Raw genomic sequence first — 16648 nt, 5'->3', positions numbered from 1 at the left:
GCTGGGAAGAATGACCGCCGGACTGCTGACCGTGGCGCTGGTGCTCTGCGTGGGAGCGCCCGCCCGCGCGGCCAACGCCCCCACGCCCACCGCCGCGGAGCGCTTCGAGAAGCTCTCGCCGGAGCAGAAGGAAGCCCTGCGCACGAAGCTGCGCGAGTTCAAGGCGATGTCCCCCGACGACCAGGCCCGCGTGCGCGGGAACCTCCAGCGCTGGCGGCAGCTGCCCCCGGAGGAGCGCGAGCGGCTGAGGACCAACCTGCGCGACTTCCAGAAGCTGTCGCCCCAGGAGCGGCAGGCGGTGCGCGAGCAGGTGCGCGAGCTGCGCGGCCTCACCCCGGAGCGCCGCGCGGAGCTGCGCCAGCGCGTGCGCGCCTACCTCAAGGAGCACCCGGAGCGCCGCGAGCAGATGCTGGAGAACATGCGCCGCTGGCGGCAGATGTCCCGGGAAGAGCGACAGGAGGCACGCGAGCGGCTGCGCGAAAGGCGGCGGAACAAGTGAGGCCCGCCCCCTCCTGGCTGCTGCTGTTCGCGCTCACGGTCGCCGTCCCCGCCGGGGCCCAGCAGCCCGCGCCGTCCAAGGAAGCCCCCGCGCCCGCGAAGCCCGCGCAACCGGAGGCCCCGCCCCCGCCCGCCGACACCCGCCGGGTCGAGCCCCAGCTCACCGACGAGGATCGCGAGGTGGTGGAGAACCTGGAGCTGCTGGAGTCGCTGGACGCCGCCGCCGACCTGGAGGTGCTCCTAGAGCTGGCGGACGAGCAGTAACACCGCGCCGGAAATGAAGAAGCCCGGGCCCCCGTGAAGGGAGTCCGGGCTCTTTCGCGTTTCAGGCGCGAAGGCCGTGAAGCGCTACTCGACGGTCACGCTCTTGGCCAGGTTGCGCGGCTGGTCCACGTCGTTCCCGCGCATCTCCGCCACATGGTACGCGAGCAGCTGGAGCGGGATGGTGGCCACCACCGGCGCGAGCAGCGCGCAGGCGGCGGGGATGCGGATGACGTGGTCGGCCAGGCTGTCGGCCTGGTTGTCGTCCTCGTCGAGGATGGCGATGACCTTGCCGCCGCGCGCGCGGACCTCCTCGATGTTGCCGATGATCTTCTCGTACGCGATGTGCGGCTGCTTCGGCGCGATGACCACGACGGGCATCTTCTCGTCGATGAGCGCGATGGGGCCGTGCTTCATCTCACCGCCCGCGTAGCCCTCCGCGTGGATGTAGGAGATCTCCTTCAGCTTGAGCGCGCCCTCCAGCGCCACCGGGTGCATGGGGCCGCGGCCGAGGAAGAGGAAGTCCTGCGCGTTCATGAACTCGCGCGCGACGCGCTTCACCTGCGGCTCGCACTTGAGGACGTCCTCGATCATCTTCGGCACCTGGGTCAGGTGCGTCAGGTGCTCCTGCGCGGCCTCCACGGACAGCGTGCCGCGCATGCGGCCCAGCTTCACCGCCAGCAGGTACAGCGTCACCAGCTGCGTGGTGAACGCCTTGGTGGACGCGACGCCAATCTCCGGGCCCGCGTTCGTGAGGACGTGCAGGTTCGCCTCGCGCGTCATCGCGCTGCCGATGACGTTGCAGATGGCCATGGTGTGCGCGCCCAGCCGCTTCGCTTCCTTGAAGGCCGCGAGCGTGTCCGCCGTCTCACCGGACTGGCTGATGGCGATGACCAGGTGGCTCTTCTCCACGATGGGGTCGCGGTAGCGGAACTCGCTGGCGAGCTCCACTTCCACCGGCAGCCGCGCCAGCGACTCGATCATGTGCTTGCCGGCCACGCCCGAGTGCCAGGACGTGCCGCAGGCCAGGATGGTGACCTTGGTGAAGGACTTCACCTGCTCGGCGGACAGGTTCCACGTCTCGAAGTGGACGTCGCCCTCGGTGAGGAGCATCCGGCCGCGCAGCGTGTCCGCGATGGCGCGGGGCTGCTCGTGGATCTCCTTGTGCATGAAGTGCTTGTAGCCGCCCTTCTCCGCCATCATCGGCGTCCAGTCGATGCGGCGCGTGGGGCGGTTCACCAGCTTCCCCTCGCGGTTGAAGATGTCGACCTTGGCGGCGGTGACGACGGCGAGGTCGCCCTCCTCCATGTAGACGAAGTCACGCGTGTGCTCGAGCAGCGCGGGCACGTCGCTGGCCACGAAGTTCTGGCCCTCGCCCAGGCCCAGCACCATGGGCGACGCGTCCTTCGTGCACACGATGCGGCCCGGGTCGTTGGAGCACACCACCACGAGGCCGTAGGTGCCCTTCACCTGCTTGATGGCCGAGCGCACCGCGTCCGGCAGGTCCACGCCGCGCTCCACCTCCGCGGAGATGAGGTGCGCGAACACCTCCGAGTCCGTCTCCGACGAGAAGACGTGGCCGCGCGCGCGCAGCTCCGCCTTGAGCGCCAGGTGGTTCTCGATGATGCCGTTGTGCACCACCGCCACGTTCTTGTACGTGTGCGGGTGGGCGTTCTCGTCGGAGGGGCGGCCGTGCGTCGCCCAGCGCGTGTGGCCGATGCCGGTGGTGCCCTTCGGCAGGTCCTGCACCACGCGGTTCTCCAGGTTGCGCAGCTTGCCCGTGGCGCGCACCACGTTGAGCTGGTTGCCGCCGACCACAGCGACCCCCGCGGAGTCATAGCCCCGGTACTCGAGCTTCTTCAGGCCCGACACCAGGATGGGAGCAGATTCCTTGTCACCGACGTAGCCAACAATCCCGCACATGTTCTTCCTGCCTCTTTCTCGTCCCGCGGCCGCCGGAGCAAACCACGGGAATCCCGTTCACGCCCAACACGCCCAACCCCGCCCCGCCGACCGAACAGCAGGCGAGCACTCTTGCTAACCAGCCTTCACCTTCGTCTGCCGCGCCTTCTTGGCAGCCACCCAGCCCTCCTTCACCACCTGTGGCGCGCGGGACACAGCGAGGCTCCCAGGAGGCACATTTTTCGTCACCGTGGTGCCCGCGCCGACATACCCGCCGTCCCCCACCTTCACCGGCGCCACCAGCTGCGAGTCCGAGCCGATGAACACGCCATCGCCCAGTTCAGTCAGGTGCTTGTTCACCCCGTCATAGTTACAGGTGATGGTGCCCGCGCCGATGTTGCACCCGGCGCCGATGTTCGCGTCGCCCAGGTAAGTCAGGTGGTTGGCCTTGCTGCCCTTGCCGATGCGGGCCTTCTTCGTCTCCACGAAGTTCCCCAGATGCACTTCCTCTGCCAACTCCGTGGCGGGGCGCAGCCGGGAGAACGGGCCGATGATGCACCGCTCACCCACACGCGCCTCCTCCAGCACGGAGTAGGGCTTGATGTGCGTGCCATCCGCCACGTGGGAGGCCGTGAGCACGCTGCCCTGGCCGATGGTGACGTTCTTCCCGATGACGGTGCCGGCCATCAGCGACACGCTGGGGCCAATCTCCGTATCGGTGCCGATGGTGATGCCCTCTTCGATGTACGCGGTGGCCGGGTCCTGGATGGACACGCCCGCGCGCATGTGGGCTTCGTTGATGCGCTGCTGGAGGACGCGGGCGCGCGCCGCCAGCTCCACCTTGTCGTTCACGCCCGCGGTCTCCGTGGCGTCCGCGTCCACCGCGCCCACGGGGCCGTGCTTCGCGGCCATCTCCACCAGGTCGGTGAGGTAGTACTCGCCCTGCGCGTTGACGGGTTTGATTTCGGCCAGCGCCTTCCAGAGGAAGGCCGCGTCCACGGAGTAGATGCCCGCGTTGCACTCCTTCACCGCGCGCTGCTCCGGGGTGCAGTCCTTGTGCTCCACGATGCGCGCCACCTTGCCACCCTCGCGGATGACGCGGCCGTAGCCGGTGGGGTCCTCCAGCGTGGTGGACACCAGCGCCAGCACCCCGCCCGCGGCGTCGTGCGCGGACAGGAGCGCCTGGAGCGTCTCCTTGCGCAACAGCGGCACGTCTCCGTAGAGGATGAGCACGCGGCCGTCATGGCCCTTGAGCGCGTCCTCTGCCGCCTTCACCGCGTCCGCGGTGCCGCGCTGCTCCTTCTGGAGCGCGAAGCGCAGGGGCGCGTCCGGGAAGTGGGCGCGGATGGACTTCTCCACCTCCGAAGCCTGGTGGCCCACCACCGGCACCACGTGCGTGGCGCCCAGTTCCAGGGCCCGCTTCAAGGGATAGGCGCAGAGGGGACGGCCGAGGATGGGGTGAAGGACCTTGGCCTTCTCCGACTTCATCCGCGTGCCCTTGCCCGCGCACAGCACAACCGCTGCCAGAGCTGTCATATGCGGCGGAGAATTAGGGACCGCCGATCAACTCGTCAACCGCGCCCGGACGTCAAAACCGATCGCGGGGGCTCCGGAGGGGGCCGGGCGCTGACTGCCACACACAACGTGTTGCATTGGACCGTGATGCCGAAGCGCGGCTTGTAGAACGTCGTCAGCCGCGCCGGGGTGGGGGCCGCGGTCGGAACCGACGCCGGGCTTTCCACGGGGTTCGGAGGACTCATAAGCACCGCCCGTTGCTGCACATGGAGCAAGCCTGCCCCGCCTCTGCTCACAATCCAAGGAAAAAAATGTTGTCCGGTTGAAACCCTGGTCCGGGCGCGGCGCATGGTGCATTAGGGAACGGCCGGAAATCACAAGGAAAGGCGTCCACAGGTGATGAAAGCACACATGGGGGCCGCGGGACGTACGTCGTTCCGCGCGCTGGGACTCGCGGTGTTGCTGGTGGCGGCCCAGGCGGGTGCGGCACGGCCCTACCGGGGGGGTGCGGTGGCCACGGCGTATCCGCCCGCGAGCGAGGCCGCGCTCCAGATGTTGGAGAAGGGCGGCAACGCGGTGGACGCGGCGGTGGCGGCGGCGTTCGTGGCGGCGGTGGTGGGGCCCTACCACTCCGGGGTGGGCGGCGGCGGGTTCGCGCTGGTGCACGACGCGAAGTCGGGTGGCACCCAGGTGCTGGACTTCCGGGAGGTGGCTCCGAAGGGCGCCTCGCGCGACATGTACCTCAAGGACGGCGCGCTGGTGCCGGGGCTGTCCACGGACGGCGCCCTGAGCGTGGCGGTGCCGGGCGCGGTGGCGGGCTACCTGGAGCTGCTCGCGAAGCACGGCAAGCTCAAGCCCGCGGTGGTGCTGGCCCCGGCCATCCGGCTGGCGAAGCAGGGCTTCTGGGTGACGCCCAAGTACCAGCAGATGGCCACGGGCCGGGCGGAGTGCCTGCGCCAGGACCCGGAGGCCGCGCGCATCTTCCTCACGCCCAACGCGCAGGGGACGCCGGACGTGCCGCCGCTGGGGCACCTCATCAAGCAGCCGGACCTGGCGCGCACGCTGGAGCGGGTCGCCAAGGGCGGCGCGAAGGCCTTCTATTCGGGCCCGGTGGCGCAGGCGCTGGTGAAGACGGTGAAGGACGCGGGCGGGCTGCTCACGCAGGAGGACCTGACGGCGTACCGGACGCGCAGCCCCGCGCCGCTGGAGACGGCCTACCGGGGCCACCGCATCCTCACCATGCCGCCGCCCAGCGCGGGCGGGCTGGCGGTGGTGCAGGTGCTGGGCATGCTCCAGCAGCTGCGGCCGCAGGGCGTGCCCTACCGCGACCCGGAGTCGCTGCACCTCTACGTGGAGGCGGTGCGGCGCGCGTACGTGGACCGCGCGAAGTACCTGGGTGACCCGGCCTTCGTGCAGGTGCCGCTGGAGCGGCTGACGTCGCCCGGCCACCTCGCGGACCTGGCGGGGAGCATCGACCCGAAGAAGGCCACGGCCAGCGCGTCGCTGCTGGCGCCGGTGACGGGCGGGCCGGCCTCCACGCTGAGGAAGGACGCGGGGCCCCTCACGCCGGAGCCGGAGAGGAAGAACACCACGCACATCTCCGTCATCGACAAGGACGGCAACGCGGTGGCGATGACGACCACGGTCAACTACAGCTTCGGCTCGTGCCTCGTGGCGAAGGGCACCGGCGTGCTCCTCAATGATCAGATGGACGACTTCGCCGCGCAGCCGGGCGTGCCCAACGCGTACGGGCTCGTCACCGGGGAGCCCAACGCCATCCAGGCCGGCAAGGTGCCCCTGTCCTCCATGTCGCCCACGCTGGTGTTCGCGAAGGAGGACCCGAAGCGGGTGATGCTGGCGGTGGGCAGCCCCGGCGGCTCCACCATCCCCACCACCGTCATCCAGGCCATCAGCAACGTGGTGGACCACGGCATGGACGTGACGCGCGCGGTGGCCACGGGCCGCCTGCACCACCAGTACCTCCCGGACGAGCTGTGGGTGGACAAGTGGGGCCTGGAGCCGGCGACGCTGTCCGCGCTGGAGGCGAAGGGCCACAAGGTTCGCCGGGTGGACGGCTGGGGCGACGCGGAGGCCGTCTACAGCGACCCGCGCACGAACCTGCGCTATTCCTCCAGCGACCCGCGCAACGAGGGCGCCGCGACGGGCCAGGACTGACGCCAGGAGACCCCAAGCCCGTGCCCGAGCCGATTCCGCTCTTCGATGCGCACCTCCACCCGGAGGCCCTGACCGACCAGGACCTGGAGTCCATGCGCTTCTTCGGCGTGGAGCGGGCCCTGGTGGTGGCGCACCACTTCCCGGAGCCCACGGCCAAGGCCCTGCGCCAGCACTTCGACCAGCTGGTGGAGAAGCAGCTGCCGCGCCTGGAGCGGCTGGGCATCCGTGCCTGGGCCGCCCTGGGCGTGCACCCGCGCTGCATCCCGCGCCGGGGGCTGTCGGAGGTCTTGAGCCACCTGCCGGACTACTTCGAGGGCGGCCGGGTGGTGGCCCTGGGGGAGACGGGGCTGCACGTGGGCGGCGAGGAGGAGGAAGAGGCCTTCCTGGAGCAGCTGGCCCTGGCCCGCCAGCTCAAGCTGCGCGTGGTGGTGCACACGCCGCTCAAGGACAAGGAGCGCCACACGCGGCGCATCCTCACGCTCCTGCGCCAGTCCGGCGTGCTGCCGTCACGCGTGCTGGTGGACCACGCCAACGCGCGCACCGTGCGGACCATCCTGGAGGTGGGCCACTGGGCCGGGCTCACCCTGCACCCGGAGGCCCTCCAGGCGGACCGGGCGGTGGCCCTGGTGCGGCGGCTGGGCAGCGAGCGGCTGGTGCTGGACTCGGACGCGGGCGACGGCGCGGGCGACATCCTGGGGCTCGCGCGCACGGCGAACCTCCTGGGCAAGGCGAAGCTGTCCGAGCGCATCGTCCGGCGGGTCACCCGGGACAACGCCGCCCGCTTCTTCCAGATCCACGACTGAGCGCGCCATTCGCGCGCCGTGCGGGTGGAGCGCGGTGCGTTGAAAAGTGGACGCGCCCCCGGCCGTGTCAGCGCTGTAAATGCGACGGGCCCCACGCAGTGAAGCGCGGAGCCCGTGGCTTTACAACCTGTGACCCCGGGGAGGGGGCCTAGTTCATCGACGCGGAGGCAGGGGCCTCCGGGTGCAGGGTGAGGCCCTGCGCGTCCGGCGCCAGCCGCACCTGCACGGGCACGCCCTGGGAGCGGTACTCCGCGAGGGAATCCGCCGCCTCGTCGAGCAGCTGCTGGTAGCGCTCCTCCAGCTCCACCGCGATCAGAAGCATGGTCTCACCGGCGTCCGCCACGCCCGGCCGGTACACCTGGCAACGCTGGAACCGCGCCCAGCGACCGTTCTGCATCTTCACAAGCTCGCCGTCGTAAGCCATGCGCAGCACCTCTTGAGTGAAATCCGACGGAAGCAATGTAGAGGCGAATCCCGGCGCTGTCATCCCCCCGTTTGAAAATTCGTAAACCCTTCGGAATTCCAGGCACTTGCCAACACTCCTGGGCATGCCCAGGGGGGCCGCGGCGGCCGGGCCCGCGCAAAATGTAAACTGGAACACTGTCAACGCGGTTAACTTGGACCGGGGTCCAATGCCGCGTCGCGCTGTCAACACTCCGTGAACCGGGCCGCCCGGGTGGGGCGGCCGGGGGGACGGGGCGGGACTGACGCGTGGCAGGCGGGAGGGGCATCCCTTAGATTCCAGCGGATGAAGTTGCCCCTGCCGTTCCGACGCGACCGTCCCATCATTCCGTCCGCCAACGCGCAGGATCACGCGGAGCGGTTGATCGCCGAGTCCCTGCGCATGCTCGGCCAGGTGTGTTCGAAGGTCGCGGACGCCATCGAGGCGCAGCGGCTGGAGCGCCAGGGTTACGCGCACAACAGCTACCTGCGGCGCCTGGACGACGAGGAGGACGCGAAGAAGCCCTCCGGCCCGGGCACGGGCGGATGACGGCTCCCCGGGAGCCCCCGGGCCACGGGCCTCCGCACACGCACGAGGACGACGACGCGCCCGTGCCGTGCCTGGCGTCCTCGCCAGCGCCGTCCTGGCGGGAGCAGGGCATCCAGATGCCCATGCCCGCGCTGGCGGACGAGGAAGGGCCCCGCGTGGACCCCGGCCTGCCGCCCGTCGTGGACGCGCACGTGCACCTGTTCCCCGACCGCGTCTTCGAGGCCGTGTGGCGCTGGTTCGACCGGTACGGCTGGCCCATCCGCTACAAGCTGCACACGCCCCAGGTGGTGTCCTTCCTGCTGTCCCGGGGCGTCGAGCGCGTGGTCGCCCTGCACTACGCCCACAAGCCGGGCATGGCGCGCGCCCTCAACGCCTACGTGGCGGAAGTCGCGAAGGCCGAGCCCCGCGTCATCGGCCTTGGCACCGTGTACCCGGGCGAGCCCGACGCCGTCGCCATCCTGGAGGAGGCGTTCGCCCTGGGCCTGAGGGGCGTGAAGCTGCACTGCCACGTGCAGGCCTTCTCCCCGGACGCGCCCCAGCTGCACGAGCTCTACGCGGCGTGCGCGCGGGCGGGGAAGCCGCTCGTGATGCACTCAGGGCGGGAGCCGTCCAGTCCCCAGTACCCGGTGGATCCGCATCAGCTCTGTAGCGCGGAGCGCGTGGAGCGCGTGCTGAAGGATCATCCCACGCTGAAGCTGTGCGTGCCGCACCTGGGGGCGGACGAGTTCGACGCGTACGCGCGCCTGCTGGAGCGGTACGACACGCTCTGGCTGGACACCACCATGGCGGTGGGCGGCTACTTCCCCGTGCCCCTGCCCAGGAAGGCGCTGGAGGTGCGGCCCGGGCGCGTCCTCTACGGGACGGACTTCCCCAACATCCCCTATGCGTGGGACCGGGAGCTCCGGGCGCTGGCCGGGCTGGGGTTGGACGAGGCCGCGCTCGCGGGCGTGCTGGGCGGCAACACGCTGTCCCTCTACGCGGAGTGTTGAAAAGAAACGAAGCCCCTTCCGCAATGAGGGGGGCATTCCCATCTTCGACCCCATAGAATCGCGGTCCCCGAAGACGCCGCCACTCCAGAGGCTCCTGCCCATGTCGAACTTCATCCTGGTCGTCGACGACGACGCGAGTCACCGCACGCTCATCTGCGATGCCCTCCAGGAGATGGGGTATGCCACCATCGAGGCCAAGAACGGCCGCGAGGCGTTGGATCTTCTCGAGGACGACATCCCGGGCGCCGTGCTGCTGGACCTGCGCATGCCCGTCATGAGCGGCTGGGGCCTGCTGGACGCGCTCAAGAAGATGCCGCGGGCGCGCAACCTGCCCATCATCATCATCTCCGGCTACGGCTTCGAGTGGGAGGCGGAGCTCGTGGGCGCCGCCGGCTACATCTCCAAGCCGGTGGACCTGGACAAGGTGCGCACCACCGTGCAGCAGATCGTCGGGCCGCCGGAGGTGGCCATGGTGCACTGAGTCGGGAAGCGCCCGTCAGGCCGCACCATCCGTCAACCCGAGGATTGTGGGCGGCCCCTGGAGGCATGGTGTGATGGCGTCCTTCATGACGCCCCCCTCCTCCGCAGAACCGGCCGAGCTGGCCATCGACGCTCGTGGCCTCGTCAAGCGCTTCGGCACCTTCACCGCGCTGGACGGCCTGGAGCTTCAGATTCCCCGGGGCGCCTTCTACGCGTTCCTCGGCCCCAACGGCGCCGGCAAGTCCACCTCCATCGCGCTGCTCACCGGCGTGTACGGGCCCGACCAGGGCTCCATCCGCATGCTCGGCGTGGACGCCGTGGCGAAGCCCCTGGAGGTGAAGCAGCGCGTGGGCGTGGTGCCGGAGGAGCTGAGCCTCTTCGAGCGCCTCACCGGCCGCCAGTACCTCACCTTCTGCGCGCGCATGTACGGGCTGGACGGCGCCCAGGCCGCGGCGCGCGCGGTGGAGCTCCTGGAGCTGACGGAGCTCACGTACAAGGCCGGCGCGCTGGTGTCGGAGTACTCCAAGGGCATGCGCCGCCGGCTGGCCATCGCCGCGGCGCTCATCCACGCGCCGGAGCTGGTGCTGCTGGATGAGCCCTTCGAGGGCATCGACGTGCTCGCCGCGGGCGTGATCCGGGAGCTCTTGCGTGAGCTGTCCCGCCGGGGCGTGACGCTGCTGCTCACCACGCACGTGCTGGAGATCGCAGAGCGGCTGGCCACGCACGCGGGCGTCATCCGGGGCGGGCGCATGCTGGATCAAGGCCCGGTGGAGCAGCTCCGCCAGCGCCACGGCGCGGCCACGCTGGAGGCGGTGTTCGAGAAGCTGATCGCCGTGCCCGCCGCGCGCAACGCGAAGCTGTCGTTCTACGCGGAGCCGGCCGCGAACGTGGTGCCGCTGCGCCGGGAGTCCGCGTGAGCCGCCCGCGCCCGCCCGTCCCCGGCTTCTTCCAGCACCTGCTGCTCCTCTGGGGCCTGCGCCTGCACCTGGGCCTCAACCAGGGCCCGGGCAAGAGCCGCCTGCTCGCGGTGGCGGCGTTCATGGGCTCCAGCGCGCCCGGCGTGCTGCTGGGCCTGAGCTTCTTCAAGCTGATGCGGCTGCCGCTCATCGTCCACAGCAACGTGTGGCCGTACTTCATCCTCAACCTGCTGTGCTTCGTCACCGCCGCCACGTGGGTGACGTGGCCGCTGTTGTCCGCGGGCGTGGATGATCATTCCGAGCTGTCGCGCTACGCGGCGTTCCCCATCTCGCCGTTCCGGCTGTTGATGGGCTCCACGGTGGCGAGCCTCTTCGAGCCGCGCGCGCTGGTGTTCTACGCGCCCCTCACCGGCGCGGCGGTGGGCTATGCGTCGCGCCACCGGCTGGCGGCGCCGTGGCTGGCGGCGGTGCTCTACGTGCTGTTCGCGCTCTTCTGCGCGGCGTGGAGCCGGGTGGGCCTCTACACGGTCATCAACGTGCTGAGGGCGAAGCACAGCGCGCGCATCATGGGCGGCGGCATGGTGGCGTTCCTCGTGGCCGCATCGTTCATCCCGCCCATCGACACGTCGTGGCTCACCAGCGTGGGCGAGGCGGGCGTGGGCGCGCTGGACATGAGCCTCATCATCAACGCGGCGGTGGCGCTCAGCCAGGTGCCGCCGGGCTTCTTCGGGGACGGCCTGGGGCAGCTCGCGCACGGGCGCGTGGGCATCGCGCTGCTGGAGGCCTTCGGGCTCCTGTTCTTCACCGCCATGGGCATGACGGTGGCGTACGCGCTCCTGATGCGCTTCCACCGGCAGGCGGGAGGCCGCTCCGGCGGCGACCGGGGGGACGGGAAGGACAGCGACCCCTTCGCCACCACGGGCTCGCGCTTCGACACCCTCTTGCGGCGCGAGGTGCTGGACCTGTGGCGCAACCCTCGCGCGCGGCTCCTGGCGGCGGTGCCCTTCATCCTGGCCATCCTGCTGAAGCTGCTCTCCGGCCGGGACCTCTTCGTGTACCTCTTGGGCGGCAGCGCGGATGCGTGGGTGATGGGCGGCCTGAGCATCTACGGCGCGGTGGTCATCGCGTCCACGTTCTCCCAGAACACGTTCGCGTATGACGGGCACGGCTTCGCGGTGTTCCTGGCGGCGCCCATGAGCCTGGCGGACGTGCTGCGCGCGAAGAACCGGGTGCAGGGCGTGGCGGCGCTGGGGATGGCGGTGCTGGTGGGCGCCTTCTACCGGGTGTACTTCGGCTCGGGCACGCTCGTGGACTTCCTGTGCGCCATGGTCGCGGTAGCGGCGGTGGTGCCCATGCTGCTGGCCGCGGGCAACTTCCTGTCGCTGTACTTCCCGGTGAAGTTCCACGCGAGCCTCAAGCGGCGCGACCGCGTCCCCCTCACCGCGTCCATGCTGGGCATCCTCGCGGCCAGCGTGGGCTGCATGCCGTTTGGCCATGCGCTGCGGGCGGCGGGGAAGGACGGGCCGGGCTGGCAGTCCGTGGCCTTCATCGCCGCCTTCGCCGTGCTCCACTTCGGCGTCTACCTGGCGACGCGCCCCCTGGCGATGCGCCTGCTGGAGCAGCGCCGGGAGGTCGTGCTGCGCGCGGTGACGCGCGAGTAGCTCACTCAGTACGCGACGCCGAACTTCGCGGCCTGGGCCTTCACGCTCTTCATCACGTTGGCGTCGAAGGCGTCCTCCTTGGTGGACGCGTTCTTCGCGAGCCACTGGTCGCGCTCGGTGGCGAGCTTCGCGACCTTCTCCTCCAGCACCTTGCGCTCGGCGGCCAGCTGCTTCACCTTCGCGGCCTGCTCCTCCTTCTTGAGGCCCTTGAGCTCCTGGGGCAGCTCGTCGTCCTTGAGGGTGTCGAGCGCGGCCGGCTTCTCCAAGAGGTCCACCGCGCCGCCGACAGCCACGGGCGCGCTGCTCACCGCCGCGGCGCTGGGAGCGCTCATGCCCGCGCCCCGGCTCTTCTTCATGTAGCTGATGCGGTCCGCGACGGCCTCCGCGGCCATGCCCTTGGTCGCCTCCGAGCGGGCGAGGTTCATCTCCCGGACCTCCTTGCGGCCGCCATAGAGCGTCTTCGACGCCAGCTCCGCGTTCACGCGCGACAGCTCCGCGTCATAGGGCGTGGCCACCGCCACCATGCCGCCAGACGCGTCGATGGAGTCGAACGTGCCGTCCGTCAGCTTCGCCACGTAGCGCCAGGACTCCTCGGTGGAGCTGTCCGCGCCGCAGCGCACCGTGTTCACCACGATGTGGCGCTCCTTCGCGCGCTTGGACCACAGCTTGAAGTCCCAGGCGGCCTCGCGCTCGGCGGGGGGCGCGTCGCCCACCAGGAAGACGACCTTCATCACCTCGCGGTCCTGGCTCCACTTGAGCAGCGACACGGCCTCTCCCAGGCCGCGCCCCACATGCTCCGGGAAGTCCCCGCCCCCGTTCGCCTCCAGCTTGCGCAGCTCCGCGAACATGGAGTCCATGTCGTCGCTCAGCTCGAAGCGCTTCGTCACGTAGGCGTCCCCCACGTCCCGGTACGCCACCAGCGCCACCTTGAGGTGCGGCGTGGGCTTGCCCTTCGCGATGCGCGACGCGATGGAGAAGATCTTCTGCTTCGCGCCCTCCAGCAGGCCGCCCATGGACCCCGTCGTGTCCAGCACGAAGGCCACTTCGATTTCGGGCCGCGCGCCCTGAGCCTGCACCTGCGCGTCCTGGCCCTGCGCCTGCGCGCCCTGCCCCGCGGGCGTGCCGGTGGGCTTCGCGGGCTCGGCCTTCACGGAGGGCTTCGCTTCGGCGGTGGGCTTCCCGGCGGTGGACGCCGGAGCGCGGACGGGCGTGACGGCCCAGGCGGAGGTGGCGGACAGACCGGTGGCGAGCGCGGCCGTCAGGACGGCCCGCGAGAGGGGCTTCAGGTTCATGGGTGTGGGCTCCGGAAACGGACGTCGCGGGCGGGTTTTTCCGCGCCGCCTGCTCCTGTAACGGACAGGCCCGCCGGAAGGTCTAAGCCCCCGGTTGCGGCCCCCGGAAACCGGCGTTACGCCCTGGGTCCGTGCGCGTCTTCCACATCGACAGGTACTCCGTCCCCCTGCCCGACGGGCACCGCTTCCCCATGGAGAAGTACCGGCTGCTGCGCGAAATCCTGCTCGCGCGCGGCATCCTGCCCCCGGCCGCCTTCCACGAGGCCCCCCGCGCGGAGCGGGCGGACCTGGAGCGCGTGCACACCCCGCGCTACCTGGACGCCTTCTTCGGCGGCGCCCTCACGGACGCGGAGCTGCGCCGGCTGGGCTTCCCCTGGTCCCTCCTGCTCGTGGACAACGCGCGCGCGTCCGTGGGCGGCACCCTGGCCGCCGCCCGCGCCGCCCTGGAGGACGGCTTCGGCGCGAACCTGGCCGGCGGCACGCACCACGCCTTCCCGGACCACGGGGAGGGCTTCTGTGTCTTCAACGACATCGCCGTGGCCATCCGCGTCCTCCAGGCGGAAGGGGCCATCCGCCGCGCGGTGGTGGTGGACCTGGACGTGCACCAGGGCAACGGCACCGCGGCCACCTTCGCGGGCGACGCGTCCGTCTTCACCTTCTCCATGCACGGCGAGCACAACTTCCCCTTCCGCAAGCAGCCCTCGCACCTGGACCTGGGGCTGGAGGACGGCGTGGGGGACGCGGAGTACCTGGCCGTGCTCGACGCCCACCTGCCCCACGTCCTGGAGTCCGCGCACGCCGACCTGCTCTTCTTCCAGGCCGGCGTGGATCCGCTGGCGGAGGACACCCTGGGCCGGCTGTCGCTCACCCACGCGGGGCTGCGCGAGCGCGACCTGCGCGTCATGCGCGCGGCGAAGGAGCGCGGACTCCCCGTGGTGCTCACCCTGGGCGGTGGCTACGCGAGGCCGCTGACGCCGTCGCTGGAGGCCCACGTCGGGACTTATCTCGCGGCGTGTTCGTTGTTCCGCTGACGCCCGCCGTCCCCCGGGCCGCTTGCGGGCGCTCGCGCCCCGGCCCCATGCTCACCCCTGCTTCTCCACCCCTGGAGCCCGCTCATGTCGCGTCCCCTTCCCCGTCTTGCCACCCTCGCCTGCGCGCTGGCCCTGGGCTGCGGCAGCGGCGGGCCCTACTACCGTCTGGACTGGGGAGGCGCGGACACCATCACCGCCGCGCCCGGCGACTCCGTCCCCTATGACATCGCCGTCCAGCGCATCGCGGACAACCTGGGCGAGGTGCGCATCAGCGCGGCCAGCGCCCCCGCGGGCGTCACCTTCGGCCCGGCGTTCTCCCTCCCGGAGGGGGAGACCATCGTCAAGTCCACCCCCACGCTCACGGTGGCCCCCAGCGTCACGGCCTACGGCGTGGGCGCGCTGCAGCTCGTCGCCGAGGACCCCGCCAACAACGTCACCGCCACCAGCGGCATCGCCGTCGTCATCCTGCAGCCGCCCGAGCCCAATGAGGCCTTCGCCCTCGCCGTGGAGCCGCGCCAGGTGAACCTGACGCCGGGCCAGTCCGGCCAGGTGACGGTGACGGTGACCCGCGCGGAGGGCTTCACCGGCCCGCTCACCCTCACGCTCGAGACCCCCTCCAACACCACGCGGCTCGGCATCGACCCGGTCACCCTGGCCGCGGGCGAGACGACCGCGCAGGTGCGCGTCACGACGGACCGCTCGCTCTCCGTGCTGCCCTACGTGGTGAAGTTCGTGGCCACCGACGAGCAGGGGCGCACCGCCAAGACGGGCTTCACGTTCAACCTGAACCTCACCTGAGGCCCGCCTCAAGCCAGGTCGAACAGCAGCGCCTCCGTGGGCGTCGTCGCGTCCAGCACCAGCGCCGTCTCCTCCGACACCGCCACGCCGTCACCGGCCTTGAGCGCCACGCCGTTGAGCGTGGCCTCGCCCCGGATGACCTGGAGCCAGGCGTGGCGGCCGGGCTTGAGCGCGGACTCCACCCGCTGGCCCACGTCCAGCTCCGTGGCGGACAGCACCACGTCCTGGTGCACCGTCAGCGACCCGTCCCGTCCGTCGGGTGACGCCACCACACGCAGGCGGCCCTGGCGCTCCTCCGGTGCGAAGCGCTTCTGCTCGTAGCCGGGGGGCAGCCCCTGGCGGTCCGGCAAGAGCCAGATCTGCAGGAGGTGCAACGGCGCATCCAGCGGGTTCCTCTCGCTGTGCACCACGCCCGTGCCGGCGCTCATGCGCTGCACCTCGCCCGGGCGGATGAGGGCGCGCGTGCCCAGGCTGTCCTCGTGCTCCACCGCGCCGCTCACCACGTAGGTGAGGATCTCCATGTCCCGGTGCGGGTGCTTGCCGAAGCCCCGGCGTGGCGCGACGGTGTCTTCGTTGATGACGCGCAGCGCGCGGAACCCCATGAAGTCCGGGTCGTAGTAGTCCGCGAACGAAAAGGTGTGGTGGGTGTCGAGCCAGCCCTGCTCCGCGTGGCCCCGCGCTTCCGACGTCCGGACGTACATCATGCGGGTGCTCCCTCCTCCTGCCGGCTTCACCGCCAGGTGTCAGGACAGCAGTACCGATGGCGTCCCCCCGGCGCTACCTTGAGGACCGCCATGACGCCGACCCTGCCCATCGCTCCCCCAGCACGACGCCAGGCCGCCCGGGAGGCCCTCGCCCTGGATGACGAGGCCCTGCTGAAGGTCTGCGACGTGGAGTTCTTCATCGCCTCCGGTCCCGGCGGCCAGCACCGCAACACCACCGCCAGCGGCGTGCGCCTCACCCACCCGCCCACGGAGCTGTCCGTCACCGCCACCGAGCGCCGCAGCCAGTCCCAGAACAAGGACGCCGCCGTGCGCCGCCTGCGCGCGGGCCTGCAGGCCCTCACCTTCGTGCCCAAGGTCCGCAAGGCCACCCGCCCCACCCTGGGCTCCAAGCGCAGGCGCCTGGAGGAGAAGAAGCGCACCTCGCAGAAGAAGGCCGGCCGGGGCGGCAGGCTGGGCGACCAGGCCTAGCGCCGCTATGCAGGACGTGCGGACCTCGCAAGCTTTGCGTAGCCGCTGACACCGCCTGCCCACAGCGGCACGGTTTCTTTCCAGGGCCCTCCCAGCAGGGGAGCCCTCCGCCGCCAGGGCACACCATGTGCACACCGAGGGT

17 protein-coding genes are annotated in these 16648 nt (G+C 70.9%); 12 read left to right on the top strand and 5 right to left on the bottom strand.

The window, feature by feature from the left end; translation table 11 throughout:
- Positions 1–10 precede the first annotated feature (10 nt).
- Positions 11–499 carry a DUF3106 domain-containing protein gene (locus tag AABA78_RS35305; protein ID WP_338269865.1) on the top strand — a complete coding sequence of 163 codons (489 nt, stop codon included), beginning with the start codon at positions 11–13 and terminating at the stop codon, positions 497–499.
- Positions 496–762, top strand: a complete 267-nt coding sequence (locus AABA78_RS35300) for a hypothetical protein (protein WP_338269864.1) — start codon at positions 496–498, stop codon at positions 760–762. Before AABA78_RS35305 ends, AABA78_RS35300 begins: the two co-directional genes overlap by 4 nt.
- 84 nt (positions 763–846) lie before the next feature.
- Here AABA78_RS35300 and glmS read toward each other — a convergent pair whose 3' ends face one another.
- Positions 847–2682, bottom strand: coding sequence for a glutamine--fructose-6-phosphate transaminase (isomerizing) (glmS, locus tag AABA78_RS35295; RefSeq protein ID WP_338269863.1), 1836 nt, complete (start codon positions 2680–2682; stop codon positions 847–849).
- Between the two features lie 114 nt (positions 2683–2796).
- Entirely contained in the window at positions 2797–4197 is a 1401-nt protein-coding gene (gene glmU, locus AABA78_RS35290) for a bifunctional UDP-N-acetylglucosamine diphosphorylase/glucosamine-1-phosphate N-acetyltransferase GlmU (RefSeq protein WP_338269862.1), read from the bottom strand.
- Between the two features lie 378 nt (positions 4198–4575).
- On the opposite strand from glmU, the gene ggt reads away from it, so the two are divergent.
- Both ggt and AABA78_RS35280 read left to right on the top strand, forming a co-directional pair.
- Positions 4576–6351: a gamma-glutamyltransferase gene (gene ggt / locus AABA78_RS35285; protein ID WP_338269861.1), complete on the top strand. Its 1776-nt coding sequence runs from the start codon at positions 4576–4578 to the stop codon at positions 6349–6351.
- A gap of 20 nt (positions 6352–6371) precedes the next feature.
- A complete protein-coding gene (locus tag AABA78_RS35280; protein ID WP_338269860.1) occupies positions 6372–7154 on the top strand; it encodes a TatD family hydrolase in 783 nt (260 codons plus the stop codon).
- 148 nt (positions 7155–7302) lie between these two features.
- Here AABA78_RS35280 and AABA78_RS35275 read toward each other — a convergent pair whose 3' ends face one another.
- Positions 7303–7578 (bottom strand): hypothetical protein, encoded by a 276-nt coding sequence (locus AABA78_RS35275; protein ID WP_171421382.1) that lies wholly within the window; start codon positions 7576–7578, stop codon positions 7303–7305.
- 324 nt (positions 7579–7902) lie between these two features.
- Here AABA78_RS35275 and AABA78_RS35270 point away from each other — a divergent pair, with 324 nt between their 5' ends.
- The 5 genes from AABA78_RS35270 to AABA78_RS35250 all read left to right on the top strand — a co-directional run bounded on the left by AABA78_RS35270 (position 7903) and on the right by AABA78_RS35250 (position 12192).
- A complete protein-coding gene (locus AABA78_RS35270; RefSeq protein WP_171416921.1) occupies positions 7903–8145 on the top strand; it encodes a hypothetical protein in 243 nt (80 codons plus the stop codon).
- Positions 8142–9134, top strand: a complete 993-nt coding sequence (locus tag AABA78_RS35265) for an amidohydrolase family protein (RefSeq protein WP_338269859.1) — start codon at positions 8142–8144, stop codon at positions 9132–9134. The genes AABA78_RS35270 and AABA78_RS35265 overlap by 4 nt, the downstream gene beginning before the upstream one ends.
- Positions 9135–9234: 100 nt before the next feature.
- Positions 9235–9615: a response regulator gene (locus AABA78_RS35260; RefSeq protein ID WP_014394116.1), complete on the top strand. Its 381-nt coding sequence runs from the start codon at positions 9235–9237 to the stop codon at positions 9613–9615.
- 73 nt (positions 9616–9688) lie between these two features.
- Entirely contained in the window at positions 9689–10531 is an 843-nt protein-coding gene (locus tag AABA78_RS35255) for an ABC transporter ATP-binding protein (RefSeq protein WP_338269858.1), read from the top strand.
- The gene (locus AABA78_RS35250) at positions 10528–12192 is read left to right on the top strand and encodes a hypothetical protein (protein WP_338269857.1); all 1665 of its coding nucleotides are present in this window, start codon (positions 10528–10530) and stop codon (positions 12190–12192) included. Before AABA78_RS35255 ends, AABA78_RS35250 begins: the two co-directional genes overlap by 4 nt.
- A gap of 5 nt (positions 12193–12197) precedes the next feature.
- Here the strand turns inward: AABA78_RS35250 and AABA78_RS35245 are convergent, their stop codons facing one another.
- Positions 12198–13484 carry a vWA domain-containing protein gene (locus AABA78_RS35245; protein ID WP_338269856.1) on the bottom strand — a complete coding sequence of 429 codons (1287 nt, stop codon included), beginning with the start codon at positions 13482–13484 and terminating at the stop codon, positions 12198–12200.
- 131 nt (positions 13485–13615) lie between these two features.
- Here AABA78_RS35245 and AABA78_RS35240 point away from each other — a divergent pair, with 131 nt between their 5' ends.
- Together AABA78_RS35240 and AABA78_RS35235 are read left to right on the top strand one after the other, a co-directional pair.
- Positions 13616–14515 carry a histone deacetylase family protein gene (locus AABA78_RS35240; protein ID WP_338269855.1) on the top strand — a complete coding sequence of 300 codons (900 nt, stop codon included), beginning with the start codon at positions 13616–13618 and terminating at the stop codon, positions 14513–14515.
- An 84-nt stretch (positions 14516–14599) separates the two neighbouring features.
- The gene (locus AABA78_RS35235; RefSeq protein ID WP_338269854.1) at positions 14600–15313 is read left to right on the top strand and encodes a hypothetical protein; all 714 of its coding nucleotides are present in this window, start codon (positions 14600–14602) and stop codon (positions 15311–15313) included.
- Positions 15314–15321: 8 nt separating this feature from the next.
- Here the strand turns inward: AABA78_RS35235 and AABA78_RS35230 are convergent, their stop codons facing one another.
- On the bottom strand, positions 15322–16017 hold the full coding sequence (locus AABA78_RS35230; RefSeq protein ID WP_338269853.1) for a pirin family protein: 696 nt from the start codon (positions 16015–16017) through the stop codon (positions 15322–15324).
- A gap of 90 nt (positions 16018–16107) precedes the next feature.
- Here AABA78_RS35230 and AABA78_RS35225 point away from each other — a divergent pair, with 90 nt between their 5' ends.
- Complete coding sequence (locus AABA78_RS35225; RefSeq protein WP_338269852.1) at positions 16108–16506, top strand: peptide chain release factor-like protein; 399 nt, start codon at positions 16108–16110, stop codon at positions 16504–16506.
- The last annotated feature ends 142 nt before the right edge of the window (positions 16507–16648 follow it).

Origin of the sequence: Corallococcus caeni, assembly GCF_036245865.1 — a bacterium.
GTDB lineage: Bacteria > Myxococcota > Myxococcia > Myxococcales > Myxococcaceae > Corallococcus > Corallococcus caeni.
Note: the sequence above shows the minus strand (reverse complement) of the source record. Positions and strands in the feature narration are given on the sequence as shown.